The sequence below is a fragment of the Actinotignum timonense genome (genome assembly GCF_002860685.3).
Taxonomy (GTDB): domain Bacteria; phylum Actinomycetota; class Actinomycetes; order Actinomycetales; family Actinomycetaceae; genus Actinotignum; species Actinotignum timonense.
This window is the reverse complement of record NZ_CP136960.1, coordinates 1549245-1568563: the sequence shown is the minus strand read 5'-3', so window position 1 is coordinate 1568563 and position 19319 is coordinate 1549245. Positions and strand designations below refer to the sequence as shown.

At 62.8% G+C, this 19319-nt stretch carries 17 protein-coding genes; 3 read left to right on the top strand and 14 right to left on the bottom strand.

Translation table 11 applies throughout. From position 1 onward, the window contains the following. Nucleotides 1-53: 53 nt before the first annotated feature. From uppS to hrcA, 11 genes are all read right to left on the bottom strand, one after another. Nucleotides 54-890 (bottom strand): polyprenyl diphosphate synthase, encoded by an 837-nt coding sequence (gene uppS / locus CYJ17_RS06495; RefSeq protein WP_101594904.1) that lies wholly within the window; start codon nt 888-890, stop codon nt 54-56. Beyond that, complete coding sequence (gene recO / locus CYJ17_RS06490; protein WP_101594908.1) at nt 887-1618, bottom strand: DNA repair protein RecO; 732 nt, start codon at nt 1616-1618, stop codon at nt 887-889. The genes uppS and recO overlap by 4 nt, the downstream gene beginning before the upstream one ends. A gap of 11 nt (nt 1619-1629) precedes the next feature. Next, on the bottom strand, nt 1630-3510 hold the full coding sequence (locus CYJ17_RS06485) for a 2-isopropylmalate synthase (RefSeq protein WP_101594910.1): 1881 nt from the start codon (nt 3508-3510) through the stop codon (nt 1630-1632). Nucleotides 3511-3723: 213 nt separating this feature from the next. Next, nucleotides 3724-5328, bottom strand: coding sequence for an alpha/beta hydrolase family protein (locus CYJ17_RS06480; protein WP_101594913.1), 1605 nt, complete (start codon nt 5326-5328; stop codon nt 3724-3726). A gap of 3 nt (nt 5329-5331) precedes the next feature. Then, nucleotides 5332-6240, bottom strand: a complete 909-nt coding sequence (era, locus tag CYJ17_RS06475) for a GTPase Era (RefSeq protein ID WP_101594916.1) — start codon at nt 6238-6240, stop codon at nt 5332-5334. A gap of 6 nt (nt 6241-6246) precedes the next feature. Next, a complete protein-coding gene (locus CYJ17_RS06470; protein WP_087070849.1) occupies nt 6247-7527 on the bottom strand; it encodes a hemolysin family protein in 1281 nt (426 codons plus the stop codon). Nucleotides 7528-7533: 6 nt separating this feature from the next. Next, nucleotides 7534-8019 carry an rRNA maturation RNase YbeY gene (gene ybeY, locus CYJ17_RS06465; protein ID WP_026429421.1) on the bottom strand — a complete coding sequence of 162 codons (486 nt, stop codon included), beginning with the start codon at nt 8017-8019 and terminating at the stop codon, nt 7534-7536. A gap of 98 nt (nt 8020-8117) precedes the next feature. Next, complete coding sequence (locus CYJ17_RS06460; RefSeq protein WP_035277247.1) at nt 8118-9089, bottom strand: PhoH family protein; 972 nt, start codon at nt 9087-9089, stop codon at nt 8118-8120. Between the two features lie 6 nt (nt 9090-9095). After that, a complete protein-coding gene (locus CYJ17_RS06455) occupies nt 9096-9881 on the bottom strand; it encodes a 16S rRNA (uracil(1498)-N(3))-methyltransferase (RefSeq protein WP_101594919.1) in 786 nt (261 codons plus the stop codon). Continuing rightward, complete coding sequence (dnaJ, locus tag CYJ17_RS06450; RefSeq protein ID WP_101594922.1) at nt 9878-10990, bottom strand: molecular chaperone DnaJ; 1113 nt, start codon at nt 10988-10990, stop codon at nt 9878-9880. The genes CYJ17_RS06455 and dnaJ overlap by 4 nt, the downstream gene beginning before the upstream one ends. A 137-nt stretch (nt 10991-11127) precedes the next feature. Continuing rightward, a complete protein-coding gene (gene hrcA / locus CYJ17_RS06445) occupies nt 11128-12147 on the bottom strand; it encodes a heat-inducible transcriptional repressor HrcA (protein ID WP_101657581.1) in 1020 nt (339 codons plus the stop codon). 143 nt (nt 12148-12290) lie between these two features. Between hrcA and CYJ17_RS06440 the strand changes: the two genes are divergently transcribed. The 3 genes from CYJ17_RS06440 (at nt 12291) to CYJ17_RS06430 (ending at nt 15097) form a co-directional block, all read left to right on the top strand. Then, a complete protein-coding gene (locus CYJ17_RS06440; protein ID WP_101594929.1) occupies nt 12291-13148 on the top strand; it encodes a DUF3097 family protein in 858 nt (285 codons plus the stop codon). Nucleotides 13149-13268: 120 nt separating this feature from the next. Further along, nucleotides 13269-14231, top strand: a complete 963-nt coding sequence (locus CYJ17_RS06435; RefSeq protein ID WP_145989731.1) for a DMT family transporter — start codon at nt 13269-13271, stop codon at nt 14229-14231. Nucleotides 14232-14308: 77 nt separating this feature from the next. Further along, nucleotides 14309-15097, top strand: coding sequence for an SDR family NAD(P)-dependent oxidoreductase (locus CYJ17_RS06430; RefSeq protein ID WP_101657582.1), 789 nt, complete (start codon nt 14309-14311; stop codon nt 15095-15097). Between the two features lie 34 nt (nt 15098-15131). Here the strand turns inward: CYJ17_RS06430 and hemW are convergent, their stop codons facing one another. Genes hemW through lepA form a run of 3 tightly spaced genes read right to left on the bottom strand, consistent with a single transcriptional unit; the run spans nt 15132 to nt 19243 of the window. Then, nucleotides 15132-16400, bottom strand: a complete 1269-nt coding sequence (gene hemW, locus CYJ17_RS06425; RefSeq protein WP_101594941.1) for a radical SAM family heme chaperone HemW — start codon at nt 16398-16400, stop codon at nt 15132-15134. Between the two features lie 6 nt (nt 16401-16406). After that, nucleotides 16407-17387 carry a tRNA (guanine(46)-N(7))-methyltransferase TrmB gene (gene trmB / locus CYJ17_RS06420; RefSeq protein WP_244899277.1) on the bottom strand — a complete coding sequence of 327 codons (981 nt, stop codon included), beginning with the start codon at nt 17385-17387 and terminating at the stop codon, nt 16407-16409. A 2-nt stretch (nt 17388-17389) separates the two neighbouring features. Continuing rightward, the gene (lepA, locus tag CYJ17_RS06415; protein WP_087070857.1) at nt 17390-19243 is read right to left on the bottom strand and encodes a translation elongation factor 4; all 1854 of its coding nucleotides are present in this window, start codon (nt 19241-19243) and stop codon (nt 17390-17392) included. Between the last annotated feature and the right edge of the window lie 76 nt (nt 19244-19319).

The window sequence follows — 19319 nt, the reverse complement described above, 5'->3', positions numbered from 1 at the left end:
TTAATGCGTGCGTGGGCGCCGCGGCCGTGCGGCGGGCGCGCTTAGGTTCCAGTCTAGCGTGATGAGGCCGCGCCTTCCGGCGCAATTTTGTCGACGGCGCCGCCGAATCTCCTCTCGCGCTGCCCGTAGGCGGCGCAGGCTTCCCACAGGGCGCGCCGCTCGAATTCCGGCCACGGCAGGGGAGAAAAATACAGTTCCGCGTAGGCGCTTTCCCACATGAGGAAATTGGAGGTGCGGTATTCCCCGCCGGTACGGATAAGGAGATCGACGTCGCGCATGCGCGGGGCGTAAAGCTGGGCGGTCAGGGTTGCTTCGCTAATGCGCTCGGCTTTGAGTTCGCCGCGGGCCACCCGCTCGGCAACCGCGCGCACCGCATCCACGATTTCCGCGCGCCCGCCATAGTTAATGCACAGGTTGAGAACCATCCGGGTATTCCCCGCGGTCAGTTCTTCCGCGGCGCGAATTTCACGCAGCACCGAGCGCCACAGCCGGCCTTCGCGGCCCACCCACTGCACTCGCACTCCCCATTCGTGGAGCTGATCGCGGTTGGCGCGGATAATATCGCGGGAAAATCCCATGAGGAAACGCACCTCAGAAGGCGAACGCCGCCAGTTTTCGGTAGAAAAAGCGTAGACGGAGAGCTCCGTGATTCCCACTTCCAGGGCGCCGGCCACCACGTCCATGAGGGAACGCTCGCCGGCTTTATGACCTTCGGTGCGCGCCAACCCGCGGGCATTCGCCCAGCGCCCGTTGCCGTCCATCACGATGGCCACGTGTTCGGGCACCCGCCCCAGAGGCGGTGGCGTGATGCCGGGCCGGTGGGCCGGAGTGGGCCGCTCCAGGTGAGGGAGATGTTCCAGGTGACCTAGCTTCGGGTACTCGTCTGTCATGATGCCGACCTCACGATCTGCAAGGAACGTACCTTGCGTTCCAAATACCATTGCACGTACGCGGAAATATAGCCGTGCGCGGTTTCCCCGGCGCTACCGGCCAGCGCGTCAATAACCTCCCAATCCCCGCGGGCTAGCGCGGCGAGGAGCCGGCGGGTATCCGCGCTCGGATAAGCGGCCCCGCGCGGGGCACAGCGCCGGCACACCAGTCCGCCGGCTTGCACGTGGAAAGCCGTGAGATCCTCCCCGCTACCGCAGAGCGCGCAGGAGGTCACCGCTAGGCCCCACCCGGATACCGCCATGGCGCGCAGCAGGTAGGAATCCATAATCGGATAGGGAGCGTGCTGGCGGGCAGCCAGGGAATTGAGGGCGCCCAGGAGAAGGCGGTAGTGGGCCCGATCCGGTTCGCCTTCCGCCCCGAGTTTTTCCGCAACTTCCACCATGGTGCTCGCGGCCGTGTAGGCTTCAAAATCGGGCGCGATGGCCCGCCCGAAGGGATTGAGGGTAGCCACTTCCGTAACAATATCGAGGCTGCGCCCCCGGTAGAGCTGCACATCCACATAGGTGAAAGGCTCGAGGCGCGCGCCGAACCTTGAGCGGGTGCGGCGCACCCCTTTGGCCACGCAGCGCACCAAACCGTGCGCGCGTGCCAGCAGGGTGACGATGCGGTCCGCTTCCCCCAGGTCCTGCGTACGCAGGACTATTCCTTCATCCCGATAGAGTTTCACTGGCTCCCAGTTTAGCGGTGCGCGCGATTGACAGCCGAGATAATCGCCTTGAGGCCGGCGCGTGTCGTGGAGGTGTGAATACCGCAGCCCCACAGCACCTGGTCATCAATCTCGCATTCCACATAGGCTGCCGCCGAAGCATCTGTACCCTCGCTCAGGGTGTGTTCGGCATAGTCGAGCACGTGGATATATTCGCCCAGCTGTTCCATCGCGTTGACGAAAGCGTGGATGGGGCCGTTGCCACTGCCGTGCAGGCTATGCTGCACGCCGTCCGCCTGGGTTTCCACGACGGCGCTAATATCGGTCACCCCGCCGCTGTTATTGGTGAATTCCAGGGCGCGCAAGCGGTAGCGGCCCCACGGGGTGCTGGTCGCGCCCGGCGCGCCCGGTGCGTTCTGCGAGGCAGCAGCGCCCGCCGCGCCGGCCGAACCCGTTGCGCTCGTTGCACCGGTCAGCTTCGCCGCAGAAGCGCCCGCCGGCTCCTGCTCCCCGTATCCTTGCGAGAGCGGGAGGTATTCGTCCACGAAAATATCCCACAGGGTATCCGCGCTGACTTCTTCGCCGGTGCGTTCCGTCCAGGTTTGCACAATGCGGGAGAGTTCGATTTGCATGCGCCGGGGCAGATCCAGGTTACGGGTGGTTTGCATAAGGTAGGCAACTCCGCCCTTGCCGGACTGGGAATTGACCCGCACGATGGCATCGTAGGTGCGCCCCACGTCCTTGGGATCAATGGGCAGATAGGGCAGCGCCCAGGGAACCTGCCGTTCATCTCCGCCGGCCGCGGCCAGATCCGCGGCCCGCCGTTGCATCCCCTTCTTAATGGCGTCCTGATGGGAGCCGGAGAACGAGGTGTAGACAAGCGAACCGGCGTAGGGCACCCGCGGGCCCACCTCAATCCCGGTGCATTCTTCGCACACATCCACGATGGCATCAATATCGGAAAGATCCAGCTCCGGATCAATCCCCTGCGAATAAAGATTCATCGCCACCGTAATAAGATCAACATTTCCGGTGCGCTCCCCCTGCCCGAAGAGGCAGCCTTCCACCCGGTCAATACCGGCGAGCATCGCCAATTCGGTGGTGGCCACCCCGGTGCCGCGGTCATTGTGGTTATGCGCGGAAAGCGCCACGTACTCGCGCTTGGGGATATGGCGGGAGAAGTATTCGATTTGGTCAGCGTAGACGTTCGGAGTGGCGCGTTCCACCGTGGTGGGAAGATTAATAATAATTTCGCGCTCGGCATCCGGTTGCCACACATCCATGACGGACGAGCACACCTCGAGGGCGTAATCAATTTCAGTATCCACGAAGATTTCCGGGGAGTATTCGAAGCCAAAAATGAGATCATCCGGAAGCACTTTTTCAGCGTAGGCCACGATTTCCCGGGTTCCGGCCATAGCTAGTTCGCGGATGGCTTCCTTGGAGGAACCGAAAACCACATCGCGGAAAACCGGCGAGGTGGCGTTGTACAGGTGCACGGTGGCGCGTGGGAATCCAGCCAGCGCGTCGATGGTGCGGTGAATAAGTTCGGGGCGCGACTGGGTGAGAACCGAGACGGTCACGTCGTCGGGCACCGCGCCGTCTTCCGCTAGAGAGCGCACAAAATCCCAATCTGTTTGGGAGGCGGCCGGGAAACCGATCTCAATTTCCTTCACGCCAATCTTGACGAGCAGATCGAAAATCCGCCGTTTGCGGATCATATCCATCGGTTCGATAAGGGCCTGGTTGCCGTCGCGTAGATCGGTGGAGAGCCAGCGCGGCGCCTTGGTAATGCGATTATTGGGCCAGGTACGATCCGGCAGCGCAATCGGATTCGTGTCCAGGAACGGCCGATACTTGTAGAAGGGCATACCCGAGGGGCGCTGACGGTGCGTGTATCCGGAAGTTTTCATGGGGTGGTCACCTTTTATTTTTGTGTGGCGGTAATTTTAAGAACGACGGCGCAGCTTAACCCGCCGCGAGAAGCCGAATAAGCTCGCGGCGGCTCATAAGGAGAAGGCGAAGGGTACCCATAGGCATAACTCTAGCCCCTCAGCTAGCTGAATATGCACAGAGTTTTCCAAGATGTGAGACATAACGCCCGTATTATGGACGATCTCGGCGGTTTATAGCACCGCGGGGAAGGCGTTCCAGTATCCCAAGCTCATGAGTAGCACCGCTTGGGCACACAAAGTGAGCAGCGTAGTAACCCGCGCGATGCGCCCCATGCCGGGCCGGGCATTCCAGCTGCGGAAAGCGGCCCGTACGTGCATCCACGCCGCTCCCAGTGCCGCCAGGTGAACAAGGGCGAAACCGCCCTGCACGATGAGGAGATTATGGGAATAGGTGAGCGCGATATGGGCAACGGCCACCAGGTACACGAGGAAGACCGCCCAGGCACCCACCACCGAGAGGGAAGCGAGATTGAGAGCTGCCCCCGATCCGGAGAAATTCGAGAGGCGATGCCCGCGCACCGGAATCCAGCACACCGCCACCAGCACGATGCTCACCGCCAGGAGGGCCACGCCGCCCAGCGCGATATAGAGCGCTGTTTGGGCGGTGAACCACCCGCCGGCCGTGAGGGTGGGGGCCACGAAGGCCTGCCGTGGTTGGTCACCGGCCACCCGCGGTTGCGCCGTCGCCGTAAAGGGTAAACCATTGACCCAATCCGCGGTATCTTGCATGGCCGCGCGTGAAAGCTTGCTGCGGTTGATCTGGAGGCCGTGGTCGGCGTCCTTGTAATAGCGCACCGTGAGCGCGCTATTACCGGCTTCTTCCAGGTAGCGGGCCATCATCTGCGGGCCCTGGATGGTCGGCATGGAATTATCGGCCGTGCCGTAGAGCATGAGGACCGGCATGGTCATCTGCTTCTCGTAGGGGGCCGCATCGAAATCGATATAGCGGAAAGTATCGGGGCCAAAATCCTGGCCGATGAGTTTCGGGATGGCGGCGCGCAGCCGGGCCGGGGCGTGAATTTCGCGCAGGTAGGCGTCCGCCGCGTAGGCGCCCTGCTGGCGGATCGGGAGCACCGGCGCGCTGATGAGGGCCACGTAATTGACCGCCTTCGCGCTGGTGGCCACAATCGGGGCCACGAAACAGCCTTCGGATACCGCGTACAGACCCGAGTGGCGTGCATCAACATCCTCCCAGGAGAGCATCTCCCGGTACACATCCTCAAAATCCGCGGCGAGCTGGAGGTAATCGCGATGCGTCGTCGTATAGTTCGCCACCCGTTTTTCCGGAACCACCGTAATAATCCCGGTGGAAGCAATCGCTTCGGTTTCCCGCCCGAAATCGCGCGCGGAAGAGGTGCCGGTGCCGTGGATAAAAAGCATCCCGGGCACCGCCGGGCCCGCACCCACCGGGCGTTTGACGACGGCGGGAATCAGGGTGCCATCGCGCAAGGTGATCGTGACCGTGCTACTGGCCACCTGGTAGGTTCCCAGCCGTGCGGTGGGGACCCCGGTAGAAATGGTGGTATCCGGGGTTTGCGGGGCAATCGCCGCGGTCATGGGCTGCGGATTCCAGCCCGGGCCGAAGGCACTCCCGATGAGCCCGGCGGCCAACACCACAATGAGCCAGGTGACGAAGCGTTTATGGGTGGGCAGCCAGCGCCGCCAGCCCCGGCGCGCGGTGCGATCCGCGCTCTCCAGGCTGCTAGCCGGCACCAGGGTGCGCCCCGACGGCGGATTTTCGGTGGGCGGGGTGTAGGGAAGATCAGTCAGGCGCACGTATCAGAACCCGAGTCGATCCAGCATTTTCGGGTCGCGCTGCCAGTCTTTGGAGACCTTCACGTGCAAATCTAGGTAGACCGGCGTGCCCAGCAGCGCCTTAATGGCTTTGCGGGCATCGCGCCCGATCTGGCGCAGACGCGCTCCCCCGCGCCCGATAACAATCCCTTTCTGGGAATCGCGCTCCACGTGCAGCGAGGCGTGGATACGCACCAGCGGGCCCCCGTTGGGTGCGGTCTCCTCAATAATTTCGTCGATGGTGACCGCGAGAGAATGCGGGAGTTCCTCGCGCATTTTTTCCAGGCCGGCTTCGCGGATAAGTTCCGCGATGAGGGTTTCTTCCGTTTCGTCGGTGATGGCATCCAGCGGATACAGCGGCGGGGAAACGGGAAGCTGCTTAATAATCTGCTCGGTGAGGAGTTCCACCTGATCCATGGTGGTGGCACTCACCGGCACGATCTCCACGAAATCATGGAAGGCCGCCACGGCCACAATTTTTTCCGCGAGGGCTTCGCGGGTAACCAGATCGGTTTTGGTAATCGCGGCGATCATGGGTACTTTCGCGCGCACCGCCAGATCGAGGAGGTATTTATCACCCGGCCCGAGTTTTTCATTGGCGGGCAGGCACATGATGATGGTGTCCACATCGGCGATGGAATCGCGCACCATATCGCCCAGGCGTTCGCCCAGCAGGGTGCGCGGGCGGTGCATTCCGGGGGTATCCACGAGGATCACCTGGCCGGCATCCCGGGTCACAATGGCGCGGATAATACGCCGGGTGGTTTCCGGACGGGCGCTGGTGATAGCGACCTTCTTCCCCACCATCGCGTTCGTGAGGGTTGATTTCCCGGCGTTCGGGCGGCCCACCACCGAGGCGAACCCGGCCCGAAATTCTGTGTTCTCCACCGTCATTGTGTTTTAGTCCTCGCCCTCATCTTCGGTTTCTTCGCGCGCAACGATAATAGTCGATAACCGGCGCCGGCGCCCTTCGAAGCGGTCGGCCACCATGTGGATTCCGGCCACGGTTGTTTCGGCGCCGCGGATGGGGACCCGCCCGATGCTCTTGGCGAAGAGGCCGCCGGCGGTATCTACGTCGTCGTCCTCCAATTCGATGCCGAAGAGGTCACCGAGGTCGTCAATGGGCATGCGCGCCGGGATTCGGAAGCTTCCCGCTTCGAGTTCTTCCACGGCCGGGAGGGCCCGGTCGTGTTCATCGGAAATTTCGCCCACGAGTTCTTCCACGAGGTCCTCGATGGTGACCAGGCCGGCAATTCCGCCGTATTCATCCACCACGAGGGCGATGTGGACCTGGTCGGCCTGCATTTCCCGCATGAGGGTGTCAATAATCTTGGTTTCCGGCACGAAAACCGGTTCGCGTACCAGATCGGCTACCCGCAGGTCATCGTGCTGGTGGCGCCGGTGCACCCGCCGGATCACGTCCTTGAGGTAGAGCACTCCGATCACATCATCAATGGATTCCCGGTAGACCGGCACCCGGGAGAAACCGGAGCGAGTGAAGAGGGAGATGGCGCGATCCAGGGTTTCATCCGCCTCCACCGCGATCATATCGGTACGCGGCACCATAACCTCGCGCACCAGGGTATTACCCATATCGAAAAGCGATTGCAGGATATCGCGTTCGGCATCGTCCAAGGCTTCGGATTCGGCCACGCGTTCCACCATAACGGCGAGCTGGTCTTCTTGGCGTTGTTCGGCTTCCTCGGGTGAAAATTCACGTTCCCGGATCAGCAGCGAGAGCAGCCAGGTAAGCGGGGAAAGCCACCAGGTGGCTTTGCGTAGCACCCGCTGGTGGCGTTCCACCCCGAAACTCAGGGGGTTGAAGAAGGCGAAAGCGAGGAGGGCCAGAACCGTCACGCCGAAGAAAATGGGGAAGATCTGCCACCAGGCAGCCACATCGGTTCCGAGGGCGAAAGTGAAGCAGATTCCGTAGCTGGCCATGAGGAGCGCACGCACCACGGCGATGCCCATGGAGGCGGCCGGGCGGCGGGCCATGATCGCCACCACGCGCGCCGAACCGCGTTCCTTATGTGCGTACATTTCCGCGGCTTCGGTGCGGGTCATGCGCCCGAGGGCCGCGCCCACCACTGTGCACCACAAAGAAAGCAGGAGGCACAGTCCGGCAGCTATATAAAACGGGGCGGAGGGCAGCGTTCCCGCTGCCACGGGTAAGTGATCCATCCTTTCTTACACCTCCGTGGGGCGCGGATCGCCTCCCCCGCGTTCGGACAGGAACACGAGGAGGAGTTGGCGTTGCAAAGCGAACATGGTGTCTTTTTCTTCCGGGGTTGCGTGATCGTAGCCGAGCAGATGCAGAATCCCGTGGGTCACGAGGAGCAGAATTTCTTCCGCGGTGGAGTGCCCCATGGCGTGGGCCTGGCGGCTGGCAACCTGCGGGCATACCGCAATATCGCCGAGCATTCCCGGGCGCGGTTCTTCGCCGGGCGGAGCCGGGCGCACCTCATCCATGGGGAAGGACATCACGTCCGTGGGCCCTTCCAGGTCCATCCACGTGACGTGGAGATCCGCCATGGCATCCTCATCGAGGAGCACGATGGACAGATCCGCCATGGAATGCACCCGCATCTTATCGAGGACGTAGGTGGCTAGCTCCGAGATCTCTTCCAGATCCGGAGCCGGACTAAAACTCGATTCGTCATTTACTTCTATCATGTGGTCTTTCCTGACAACCGTTCCCTAGCTTCTCCCGAAACTGCCCTACCGCAACGCACGCCGCACTACTCGCCGCTACTCACACCTATCGCCCCGCGCTAACGCTGCCGGGAATCCCAGCGGGCATAGGCGTCAATAATTTCGGCAACTAAACGGTGGCGCACCACGTCCGCCGAACTCAGCTCCGAGAAATGAATCCCCGGAACATCGCGCAGAATCCGCCGCACCACCTGCAATCCGGACACTTTATTCGCCCCGAGATCAACCTGGGTGATATCGCCTGTCACCACCATTTTAGAGTTGAAGCCGAGCCGGGTGAGGAACATTTTCATTTGTTCGGGTGTGGTGTTCTGCGCCTCGTCCAAAATCACGAAGGCATCGTTGAGGGTGCGCCCGCGCATATAGGCTAGCGGCGCCACCTCAATGGTGCCGGCCGCCATGAGTTTCGGAATGGAATCCGCGTCGAGCATGTCATACATGGCGTCGTAAAGCGGGCGCAGGTACGGGTCGATTTTATCGGTGAGGGATCCGGGCAGGAAGCCGAGGGATTCTCCGGCTTCCACCGCCGGGCGCGTCAAAATAATACGTTTGACCTGCCCGTCATTGAGAGCTACCACCGCTTTGGCCATGGCCAAATAGGTTTTCCCGGTGCCGGCCGGCCCGATCCCGAAGGTAATATCGTGGGCGTCGATGGCGTCCACGTAGGCTTTTTGCCCCAGGCTTTTCGGCCGGATCGTTTTACCGCGGTTCGATAAAATATCGGTGTGCAGCAGCGTGGTGGGATGCGCCACGCCGGCGCGCGCAATATCAACGGCGCGGGCAACTGCGTCCCGGGTGAGGATTTCACCTTCGGCGACGACGTCGATTAATTCCCCGATAAGTGATTCGGCAAGATCGAGCTCCGCGGCCGGGCCGGTTAGGGTGATCCGGTGGCCGAGCACGTGAATGGTGGTGGGGGCTAGCCGTTCTTCCAGGGTTCGCAGCACGTCATCACGATGCCCGAGCAGATGAATCATGGAAACCCGGTCCGGCACCACAATGGTGCGCTGGCTGTTTTCTGTGTGCGTCATTACGTCCTATAGTAGCGTGCCCAGCGCACGCACGGTGGCGATACTTGCCAGGGCGTAGGCCCCGGCGGAGGCACTGCGCAGCACATGCGCGCCCAGCAGCACCGGGATGGCCCCCGCTGCTTGCAAGATCTCCATTTCTTCCGGTGCGATACCGCCTTCCGGGCCGATAATGACGGCCACGGGCCCGGCCACCTGCGCGGTAGTCACCTTGCCGCGGGCCACCGCCTCCGCCAGGCTCAGTTCGGCTTCCTCGTGGCAGAGCAGCACGGTGCTCCCGGTAAGGGCCTGGGGTAGCTGCGCCGTCGTACTTAAAGAACGGATGCGCGGAATATAGCTGCGCCGCGATTGTTTCGCCGCGGCGCGTGCCGTCGCCTGCCAGCGGGCCCGGCCCTTCTCCTCTTTGTTTTTCCAGGAGGCGACGCAGCGAGCCGCTTCCCACGGGAGAATATCCCACACCCCGTATTCGGTGCAGGTTTCCACGGCCTGTTCGTCACGCCCGCCTTTGGCGAGAGCCTGGACCAGGGTGATTGGCCCGGCCGGTTTCGGTTCCGCGCTCGCTTCCTCCACGCGGGCACGCAGCTCATTTTTGGCGACGGCGCTCACCGTGCAGCGGGCCCGCCGGCCCTCCCCATCGGAGATGAGGATCTCCTCCCCTACCCGAATGCGCATCACGCTAGCGTGGCGGGCTTCGTCACCGGTGAGGCTCAATTCCTGACCTACGCTCAGGGCGGCGCCGGCTCCGCCCCCGGGCCGGGTGGCGGGGAAGTCGGCGAAGAAAAGCGGGAGCGTCACAGTGAACTCAACCTTTCGCGCAATTTATCGAAGAAGGATTTGCCCTGCTCGGCGAGCTGGGCATCCTGCACGCTTTCCCCGCGTAATTCGGCCAGTTCACGCAGGAGTTCACGCTGGCGTTCGTCCAGGTCGGTGGGGGTTTTCACCGCGACGGTGATCCGCATATCCCCGCGGCCTTTGCCGCGCAGCCGCGCCACGCCCAGGCCCTTGAGGGTGAGGACCACGCCGGAGGAGGTCCCGGCGGGAATTTCCAGCTCGCGGTCCCCATCCAGGGTGGGGATGGTGACGCTGCCGCCCAGGGCCGCGAAAGTCATGGGCACCTGGACTTCGCCGAGGAGTTCATCGCCCACCCGCTGGAAAATGGGGTGTTCTTCCACCCGGATTTCCACGAAGATATCGCCGGCCGGGGCGCCGAAGGTTCCGGCGTCGCCCTGGCCGCGCAGGCGGATACGCATACCGTTCTCGATGCCGGCCGGGATGTCCACGGTGAGGGTTTTTTCTTGGCGGATGCGCCCGGTGCCGTGGCAGGGGCGGCAGGGGTCGGCGATAACGGTGCCGTGGCCTTCGCAGGTGTGGCAGGGCACCTGGGTAACCATCTGCCCGAAGAGGGAATTGGTGACCTGCTGGACCATCCCCTGGCCCTGGCAGGCCCCGCAAGTCACCGGCTGGGATCCGGCCGCGCAGCCACTGCCCGCGCAGGTGGGGCACACGGTGAAGAAGGAGTCGCTCACCTGGCGCTGGGCTCCGAAGACCACATCGGAAAGTTCAATGCTCAAACCAAGGAGGGCATCGCGCCCGCGTTCTCCGCGCGGGGCCGGACCGCCGGCGCGCATTCCCCCGCCCCCGAAGAAGGTGGAGAAAATATCGTTCATATCGAAACCGAAACCGGCCGCCCCGGCTCCCCCGCCGCGCCCGCCGAGGTCATATTGGCGGCGCGAATCCGGGTTGGAGAGCACCGTATACGCTTCGTTGACTTCCTTATAGCGTTCTGCGGCTTCCGGACCGGCGTGATCCGGGTGTAATTTGCGCGAGAGGCGCAGGTACGCTTTGCGGATTTCTTCCTGGCTCGCATCGCGTTCCACCCCGAGGGTTTCGTAAAAATCAGCCACATTTCTCCCGTCTTTGTTCTTTTCTGCGCCCTGCCCGCGCGCCGGCGTGCTTCACTCACGAGTAACCGCGCCCGGCGCCACGCGCTACGCTGCGATAGTTCCGTTCCCTACCACTGCGATCACCACTGCGACCGCCACTACGACTGCCCGGACAGAATACCGGATAGATAGTGGGCAACGGCGCGCACCGCCGCGATATTCCCGGGATAGTCCATTCGGGTAGGGCCGACGACGCCCACCCGGGCCACTTCATGCCCGGCTACTTCGTAACTTGAGGAGACCACCGAGGTTTCACTCAGGTTTTCATGGTCATTTTCCACCCCGATGGATACTGCCACATCAGTTTCCATCGCGGCGAGGAGACGCAGCAGCACCACCTGTTCTTCCAGGGCATCCAGCACCGGGGAAATCGAGTGGAGGAAATCCACCGAGTGGCGTGAGAGATTGGCGGTGCCGGCCATGGTGAGGCGGTCCTCCGCGCCGGTATGCACCGCGGTGGTGAGCGCTGCCGCGATATCGCGCAGGGCCGCGGCGGCTTCCGGTTCGCTGCGTTCGGCGATCTCCGCGAGCACGGCCACCGCGGTGGTGAGTGGCTGGCCGTTACAGCGGGTGGTGACTTCCCGGCTCACCGCATCCACATCCAGGCCCTCCACGTGCGGGGGCACCGCGATAACGCGCTGTTCTACCCGCCCCGCGCTGGTAATAACCACGAGGAGAATACGGGTAGCGCCGAGCCAAATGAGTTCCAGGTGGCGCAGCACCGCTTTATCGAGGGCCGGGTATTGGATAACCGCGACCTGCTGGGTGAGATGGGAAAGCAAGCGAGCCGCGCGCTCCAGCACATCGTCCAGGTCCACCGCGGCGTCCAAGATTTGGCTAATGGCGCGCCGTTCCGCCCGGGAAAGCGGTTTGACGGTGGTGAGGGAATCCACGAAAGCCCGGTAGCCGGCATCCGTGGGAATACGCCCCGCCGAGGTATGCGGGTGGGTGAGCAGCCCGGCTTCTTCCAGAACCGCCATATCACTGCGGACGGTGGCCGGGGAAACTCCCAGCGCGTAGCGTTCCACGAGGGCCTTGGATCCCACCGGTTCGCGGGTGGTGACGTAATCGCGCACAATCGCCTCAAGAACGCGCCCGCGCCGATCTTCTGCCGCCACCGGTTTCCTTCCTCCCTGCGCCGTGGAACCACGGCAGTGCTTGTAGCCTTACCTTGAGTTACCCTGAGCCCCGCTCAGCACTCTATACCTTCGAGTGCTAATTCTACGCGGGGCGGCCCGGGAGCGCATACCCTTAGAGCGTGATGTTCTCTGCTACCGGAATGCCTGATCGCTACGGCGACGACGTGCTCGCTCGCGATCCGCACGACCACCGCCGCGCCTCCCGCCCCGTCCCGGCCGCACCCGGCCTCCTCATTGAAGACGTGGCCTCCGGCTTTGTGGGCGAAGTGCTCTCGGTGGGGAAAGTAGCCGGGCGCTGGCAAATGGAACTGGAGGGCCGCGGCGGGGTGCGCCGTTCCTTCCCACTGGGCAAAGGCTATTGGATTGACGGCGAACCGGTGGAGATCACCGCCCCGCGCGCGGAGACGCCGCGCGGCCGGCTCCTCACCGCCTCCGGTTCTTTTCACGTGAAAGCACGGGCGCGCGTGGCACGCGCCTCGCGTATCTGGGTGGAAGGGAAGCACGACGCCGAACTCGTGGCCAAGATCTGGGGTGAGGATCTGGCCCTCGAAGGGGTGGTGGTCGAGGAATTACTCGGGGTGGATAACCTGGAAGCCGTGGTGAAGGAAACTGCCCCCGATGATGAGCACCGCCTGGGCGCGCTGGTGGATCACCTGGTCCCCGGCTCGAAAGAATCGCAGATCGCGGCGCGGGTGGCCGGCCCGGGCGTGCTGGTGCTCGGCCATCCCTATATTGATGTGTGGCAGGCCGTCAAACCGGCCGCGATCGGCTTGCGGGCCTGGCCGGAGGTACCGCGGGGTGAAGATATTAAGGTGGGTACCCTGCGCCGGCTCGGCTGGCCGCACGAAACGGCTGAAGATATTGGCCGGGCCTGGGCCCACATCCTCTCCTGCGTGCACTCCTACAAAGATATTGAGCCCGCACTGCTGGGCCGCATGGAAGAACTCATCGATTTCGTCACCGCCGCCGGAACGCGGTAGTAACTACAATCCCGATGCCCTCAGGGTATATCCTTGCTGCGTGCGCTTATCCGGCCCCGGCCGGAGCCGCTGCCCTCGTTGTTTCGGTTCTTCTTCACCCCTATCAGGAGTTGTGATCACGTGGCCCTCCAGCGCCGCTCCCTCGTGGACAAAATCGCTGTTGCGTCCCCGCGCGGCACCCTCGCCGTCGCTTCGGTTCTCGTGGGACTTGTTTCTCCCTTCATCACGCTATCGGGAGAAAACGCCACCACGATTGTGTTCTTCCGCTTCGGCTTAGCTTTCCTCGCCCTACTGCCCATGGTTGTTCATGAATGGCGCCAGTACGGGCCGATGCGGCGCGCTGATCTGCTGCTCTACGCGATATGCGGGGTGTGCTTCGGGGTGGATATGGCCCTGTGGACGCCCTCCGTGCTGCTGGCCGGCCCCTCGGTTTCCGCCGTGGTGGTCAATTACGTGCAGGCCCTCGCGGTGCCTTTGGTCGCGTGGCTGTTCTTCCGCAACCGGGTGCCGTGGATGTTTTTCGTAGCCACACCTTTTTCGCTCGGCGGGATTTTCTTGCTTTCCGGTATTCTCGACGGCGCAGGTGGATCCGACCTGGTACGTGGCATTATCCTCTCCGCGCTCGCGGGCCTGACCTACACCGTTTATGTAGTCCTCACCGGGCGCACCAATTCTCCGCATCACCAGGGCACCGCCATGGCGATTGTGTGCCTGGTTACCACGGTGGTGTCCACTCCGCTCCTCATTGCTACTCACGGGCCCCTCTCCCTCGCGCTGTCGGCGAGTTCTTGGGGCTGGATGATTCTTATTGCGCTATCCAGCCAGGTGCTGGGGTGGTTGTTCTGCCAGGCGAGTATGCCGCTGGTCAATCCTTCTGTGGCCGCCACCCTTATTTTGATTCAGCCGCTGAGCGCCATTGTTTTTTCCGCGGTTCTTGTGGGTGAACGACTCTCCGCCCTGCAATGGCTAGGCGCGATTATTATGCTGCTCGGAATTTTCCTCATCGGGCGGGCCCCGAAGCGCCGCTACCGGCTCGGCATCAAGCGCCCCTCGCTGCGCATCCGGCGTAGGCCCGTAGCGTAAAACTTCCCCGACGAACGACCTTCGCGGCGCCCCTTCGATAGATTGCGACTATGGTCCCCTACCACGAAGGAGTAGCTATGCGGGGTAACAATGTCACCACTTTCCCGGTTCTTGCCGATAAGAGCGTTATTGTCACGGGCGGAGCCTCCGGACTCGGGCGCGAAGCATCGATTCTTTTTGCTGAAGCCGGCGCCAAGGTCATCGTCGCTGACTACAATCTGGAAGGCGCTGAAGAAACTGTCGCTACCATCAAGAAGGCCGGTGGCGAAGCTATTGCGGTGCGTACCGATGTTTCTGATTCCGAATCTGTCCAAAAGATGGTTGCTACCGCGGTAGAAACCTACGGGCGCTTGGATGGTGCTTTCAATAATGCCGCGGCGGCCCCCGATAATGCGCTCACCTCGGAATTCGATGAAGACTACTGGGATAAGCTCATGAAAGTCGATCTCAAGGGTGTGGCGCTGTGCATGAAGTACGAAATTAAGCAGTTCCTCGCGCAAGGCGATGGAGGTGCCATCGTCAATACCGCTTCGGTTTCCGGAATTCGGCTCCAACCCTTTAACCCCGCCTATGTTTCCGCCAAGCACGGAGTGATTGGCCTAACCAAGGTGGCAGCAGTGGAGAACGGGCCACATAATATCCGCGTCAATGCTATTGCCCCGGGCGCAATTGATACTCCCATGCTGCACGATGCACTCGAAGCCCTGGGTACGAGCGGCGAGGAATACGCACCCATGATTTCCTTGCTCAATCGTTTTGGTAGCCCGCGCGAAATCGCGCAACCGGCCCTGTGGTTGCTTTCCGATGCGGCTTCTTACGTGACGAGCACCGTGATCGCCGTGGATGCCGGTTACACCGGGCGTTAGCGCCCGGCACGTTCAGAAATAACCAGACCCCGCGCTACCAGAGCGCCCGGGTCACGGTATCAGCCAGGAGCCGTCCGCGCCGGGTCAGAACAAGACGCCCGGCGCGGGCGCTTTCTGCCTCAACTAAACCGTCCCGAACCAGGCCCTCCACTACCGCGGCATCCACGCCGGCGGGAATATCAATTCCGCGGCTCATCCGAATACCGAGCATGATTTTTTCTTCGCGTTGTTCGGCCGGGCTGAGAATTTCCCGCTCCAAGGCCGGCGAAACAATGGCCGGCCGGCTCGCGGCCGCCTCGCCCGGCGCGCGGAGCGCGGCGGCGCCGTCGTCGTTCCCTATTCCGCGCGCCCAGACTCGATCCGCATAAGCACGTGGGTGTTTGACGTTCCAGAACCGGACCCCGTTAATATGCGAGTGGGCACCGGGGCCGTACCCCCACCAATTCGCGTTCTCCCAGTAATAGCAATTGTGGCGGCATTCGTGGCCGGGGCGGGCCCAATTCGAAATCTCGTACCAGCGGTAGCCGGCCGCGGAGAGGATATCGTCGGCGACCTCGTATTTATCGGCGAGTTCGTCCGGATCGGGGAGGCTAATGAGGCCGCGGCGGGCCTGCATCCCCATTTTGGTGCCCGGTTCCACCATGAGCCCGTAGGCGCTGATATGCGCGGGTTCGAGGGCAAGGGCGGCCGCGAGCGAGGTGCGCCACTGCTCCATCGTTTCCCCGGGCGCCCCGTAAATAAGATCGAGGGAATACTCCAGGCCCAGTTCGCGGGCCCAGCCAGTCACGCGTTCGACCTGGCCAGGGCTGTGTTGGCGGTCAAGAGTGCGCAGCACCTCGGGCACGGCCGATTGCATCCCGAAGGAGATGCGGGTGAAACCGCCGGCCCGCAGGGTGGCGAGAGCCGCGCGGTCCACGGATTCCGGATTGCATTCCGTGGTGATTTCGGCGCCCTCGGCCAGGCCGAAAGCGCGCTCCAGCTCCGCGAGCACCGCGACGAGCTGCCCGGCGTCCAGCAGCGTGGGAGTACCGCCCCCGAAGAAAACCGTCCGCAGCGCGCCGCGGTTGGTGCCGGTATCGAGGACCTCGTGCGAGAGCACAATCTCCCGGGCGAGGGACGCCGGGAAATCATCGCGGCCCGCGCCCGGCCCGAAGCTCGGCTTGGTATAGGTGTTGAAATCGCAATAGCCGCAGCGCACTGTGCAAAAAGGAATATGAACGTAGGCGGAAAAACCGGCGCTCACATCCGGGTTCGGGAGCGCGCCGGAGGCCGGGGCCGGCTCGCCGTGCGGGAGGGACGCCATCGGAGCCTAGGCTCGCGCCGCGGTATCGGTATCCGCGGGTGCTGCGGTACCGGTATGCTCGGGCGCCGCGGGTTCCAGCGCGGTGCGCAGCGCGAGAATATCATGGATGGTGCGCCCGGCCGCGATGCCGCGTTCCTCGAAACGGGTGAGCACGCGTTCCTCCCAGCGCGGCGCGAAACCGCCGCGTTCCGGGGTGGGATCCGCGGGGTCCGGGCGTTCACCGGCGTGCGGATTCGTGAAATACGGGGATGATTCGACGACGTCGCGCATCTGCCACGCGTAATTATCCCAATCCGTGGCCAGCCGCCAGGCGCCCCCCTCCCGGAGCATTCCGGCCACCACCGTGGCAAAAGGCGCAGCAACCAGGCGGCGCTTATGGTGGCGGGCTTTACGCCAGGGATCGGGGAAGAAAGTCCACACCTGCTCGGCACGCGGATTCGCAGCATTCGGATGGGTGGCACTGCGCGCCGGCCCGCAAGCAGTCACGTCTTCCCCGCGCGCCAGGCCCGCGCATTCCAGCCCAAAGAGGACGGGGAGCGCTTGGGCGGCGTCGGCCTCCAGCACCCGCACATTCTCAATGCCCGCGCGCAGAATACTGGCGACGCAGCGCGCCGCGCCGGGAGCCCAGGCTTCCACGAGCAGCACATTATATTCGGGATGGCGCTGGGCGAATGAAACACCGTGCTCGCCCGAACCGGGGCCGATTTCCACGGCGAGCGGCGCCTCGCGGCCGAAAACTTCCCCGAGGTCACAACGCGAATCCAGGGCTACCGTGGTGGCCTGGGGGCCGGGTGCCAGCGGCACAAAAAGTTCGGGGTGGCGAGCCACCGTTTCTTCGTGGCGCGCACCCAGGCGCGAACCGCGCAAGGAGAAGGAGCGGATGCGCCATTGGGAGCGCTCGGGTGCGGAGGGCCCGGCTGCGCCGTCGTGCTGCTGCGGCGCGGCATCCGGGTGAGCCGCGCGTAAATCTTCGGGACGCTCGGACATATCTACTTCCCCGTGGGTGCTTCGGAGGTGAGAGCCGCCACGAAAGCTTCCTGGGGCACGTCCACGCGCCCGATGGATTTCATGCGCTTCTTACCTTCCTTCTGCTTCTCCAGCAGCTTGCGTTTACGCGAGACGTCGCCGCCGTAGCACTTGGAAAGCACGTCCTTACGCAGCGCCTTGATGGTTTCGCGGGCAATAATGCGCGAACCCACCGCGGCCTGCACCGGAATTTCGAATTGCTGGCGCGGGATGAGGGTCTTGAGTTTCTTCGTCATCTCATTGCCGTAAGAGTAGGCCTTGTCCTTGTGGACGATGGCGGAGAAAGCATCGACCTGTTCGTGATTGAGCAGCACATCCACCTTGACCAGATCGGAGGGCTGTTCACCGGCAATATCGTAATCGAGGGAAGCGTAGCCCTTCGTGCGCGATTTGAGCTGGTCAAAGAAATCGGTCACGATCTCCGCCAGCGGCAGCACGTAGTGAATCTCCACCCGTTCGGCGGTGAGGTAATCCATGCCCTGGAGCGCCCCGCGCCGTTCCTGGCACAGCTCCATAATGGAGCCCACGTAATCGGAAGGAGCCAGGATAGTGGCGCGCACGGTCGGCTCGTAAATCTCGCGAATTTTCCCTTCCGGGAATTCCGAAGGATTCGTAACCGTGAGTTCTTCACCGGCATCCGTGATGACCCGGTAGATCACCGAGGGCGCGGTGGCAATAATATCGAGGTCGAATTCCCGCTCGAGGCGTTCGCGAATAATCTCCAGGTGGAGCAGACCGAGGAAGCCACAGCGGAACCCGAAACCGAGGGCCACCGAGCTTTCCGGTTCGTAAACCAGCGAAGCATCATTGAGCTTGAGTTTTTCCAGGGCCTCGCGCAGGTTCGGGAAATCGGAGCCATCCATCGGGTAGATCCCGGAGTACACCATCGGTTTCGGATCGAGGTAGCCGGGCAGGGCTTCGGTGGCGCTTTCTCGAGCGCCGGTCACGGTATCCCCCACGCGGGTTTGGCGCACATCCTTCACGCCGGTGATGAGGTAGCCGACCTCCCCGGCGCCCAGCGCGGTAGTGGGCGTGGGTTCGGGGGAAATCACGCCCAGTTCCAGGAGTTCGTGTTCGGTGCGGGTGGCCATGGTGCGCACCTTCGAACGGGTGGTCAGCTCACCATCAACCACACGCACATAGGTGACGACCCCGCGATAAATATCGTAAACAGAATCGAAAATCATGGCGCGAGCCGGGCCGTCCGGGCGCCCCGACGGCGCGGGAACCTCCGCGACGATCCGGTCGAGCAGCTCGGGCACACCCTCCCCCGTTTTCCCGGAGACTGCCAGGCAGTCTTCCGGTTCCACACCCAGGAGCGAGGCCACTTCTTCGGCGATTTTTTCCGGTTGCGCGGAAGGCAAATCGATTTTATTAAGGACGGGAATAATCGTGAGATCGTTTTCCATGGCCATATACAAATTGGCCAGGGTTTGCGCTTCGATTCCCTGGGTGGCATCCACGAGCAGCACCGCACCTTCGCAGGCCGCCAGCGAACGATTGACCTCATAAGAAAAGTCCACGTGGCCCGGGGTGTCGATCATATTGAGAGCGTAGGCTTTCCCCTCCACCGACCACGGCAAACGCACGGCCTGCGATTTGATGGTGATGCCGCGCTCACGCTCAATATCCATCCGGTCCAGGTATTGATCACGCATTTCACGCTGCTCCACAATCCCGGTGAGCTGGAGCATCCGGTCAGCTAGCGTGGACTTTCCGTGATCAATATGCGCAATAATGCAAAAATTTCGGATACGCTCGGGCGCCGTCGCGCCCGGAATAATGGCGCGCGATTCCTCAGCGGAAGAAATAGGCACGTCTCTCCTTCACAATAAACTCTGCTCAAGTATAGTCCTTGGACCATAATGGATATGGATATATCGGTCACGGGAG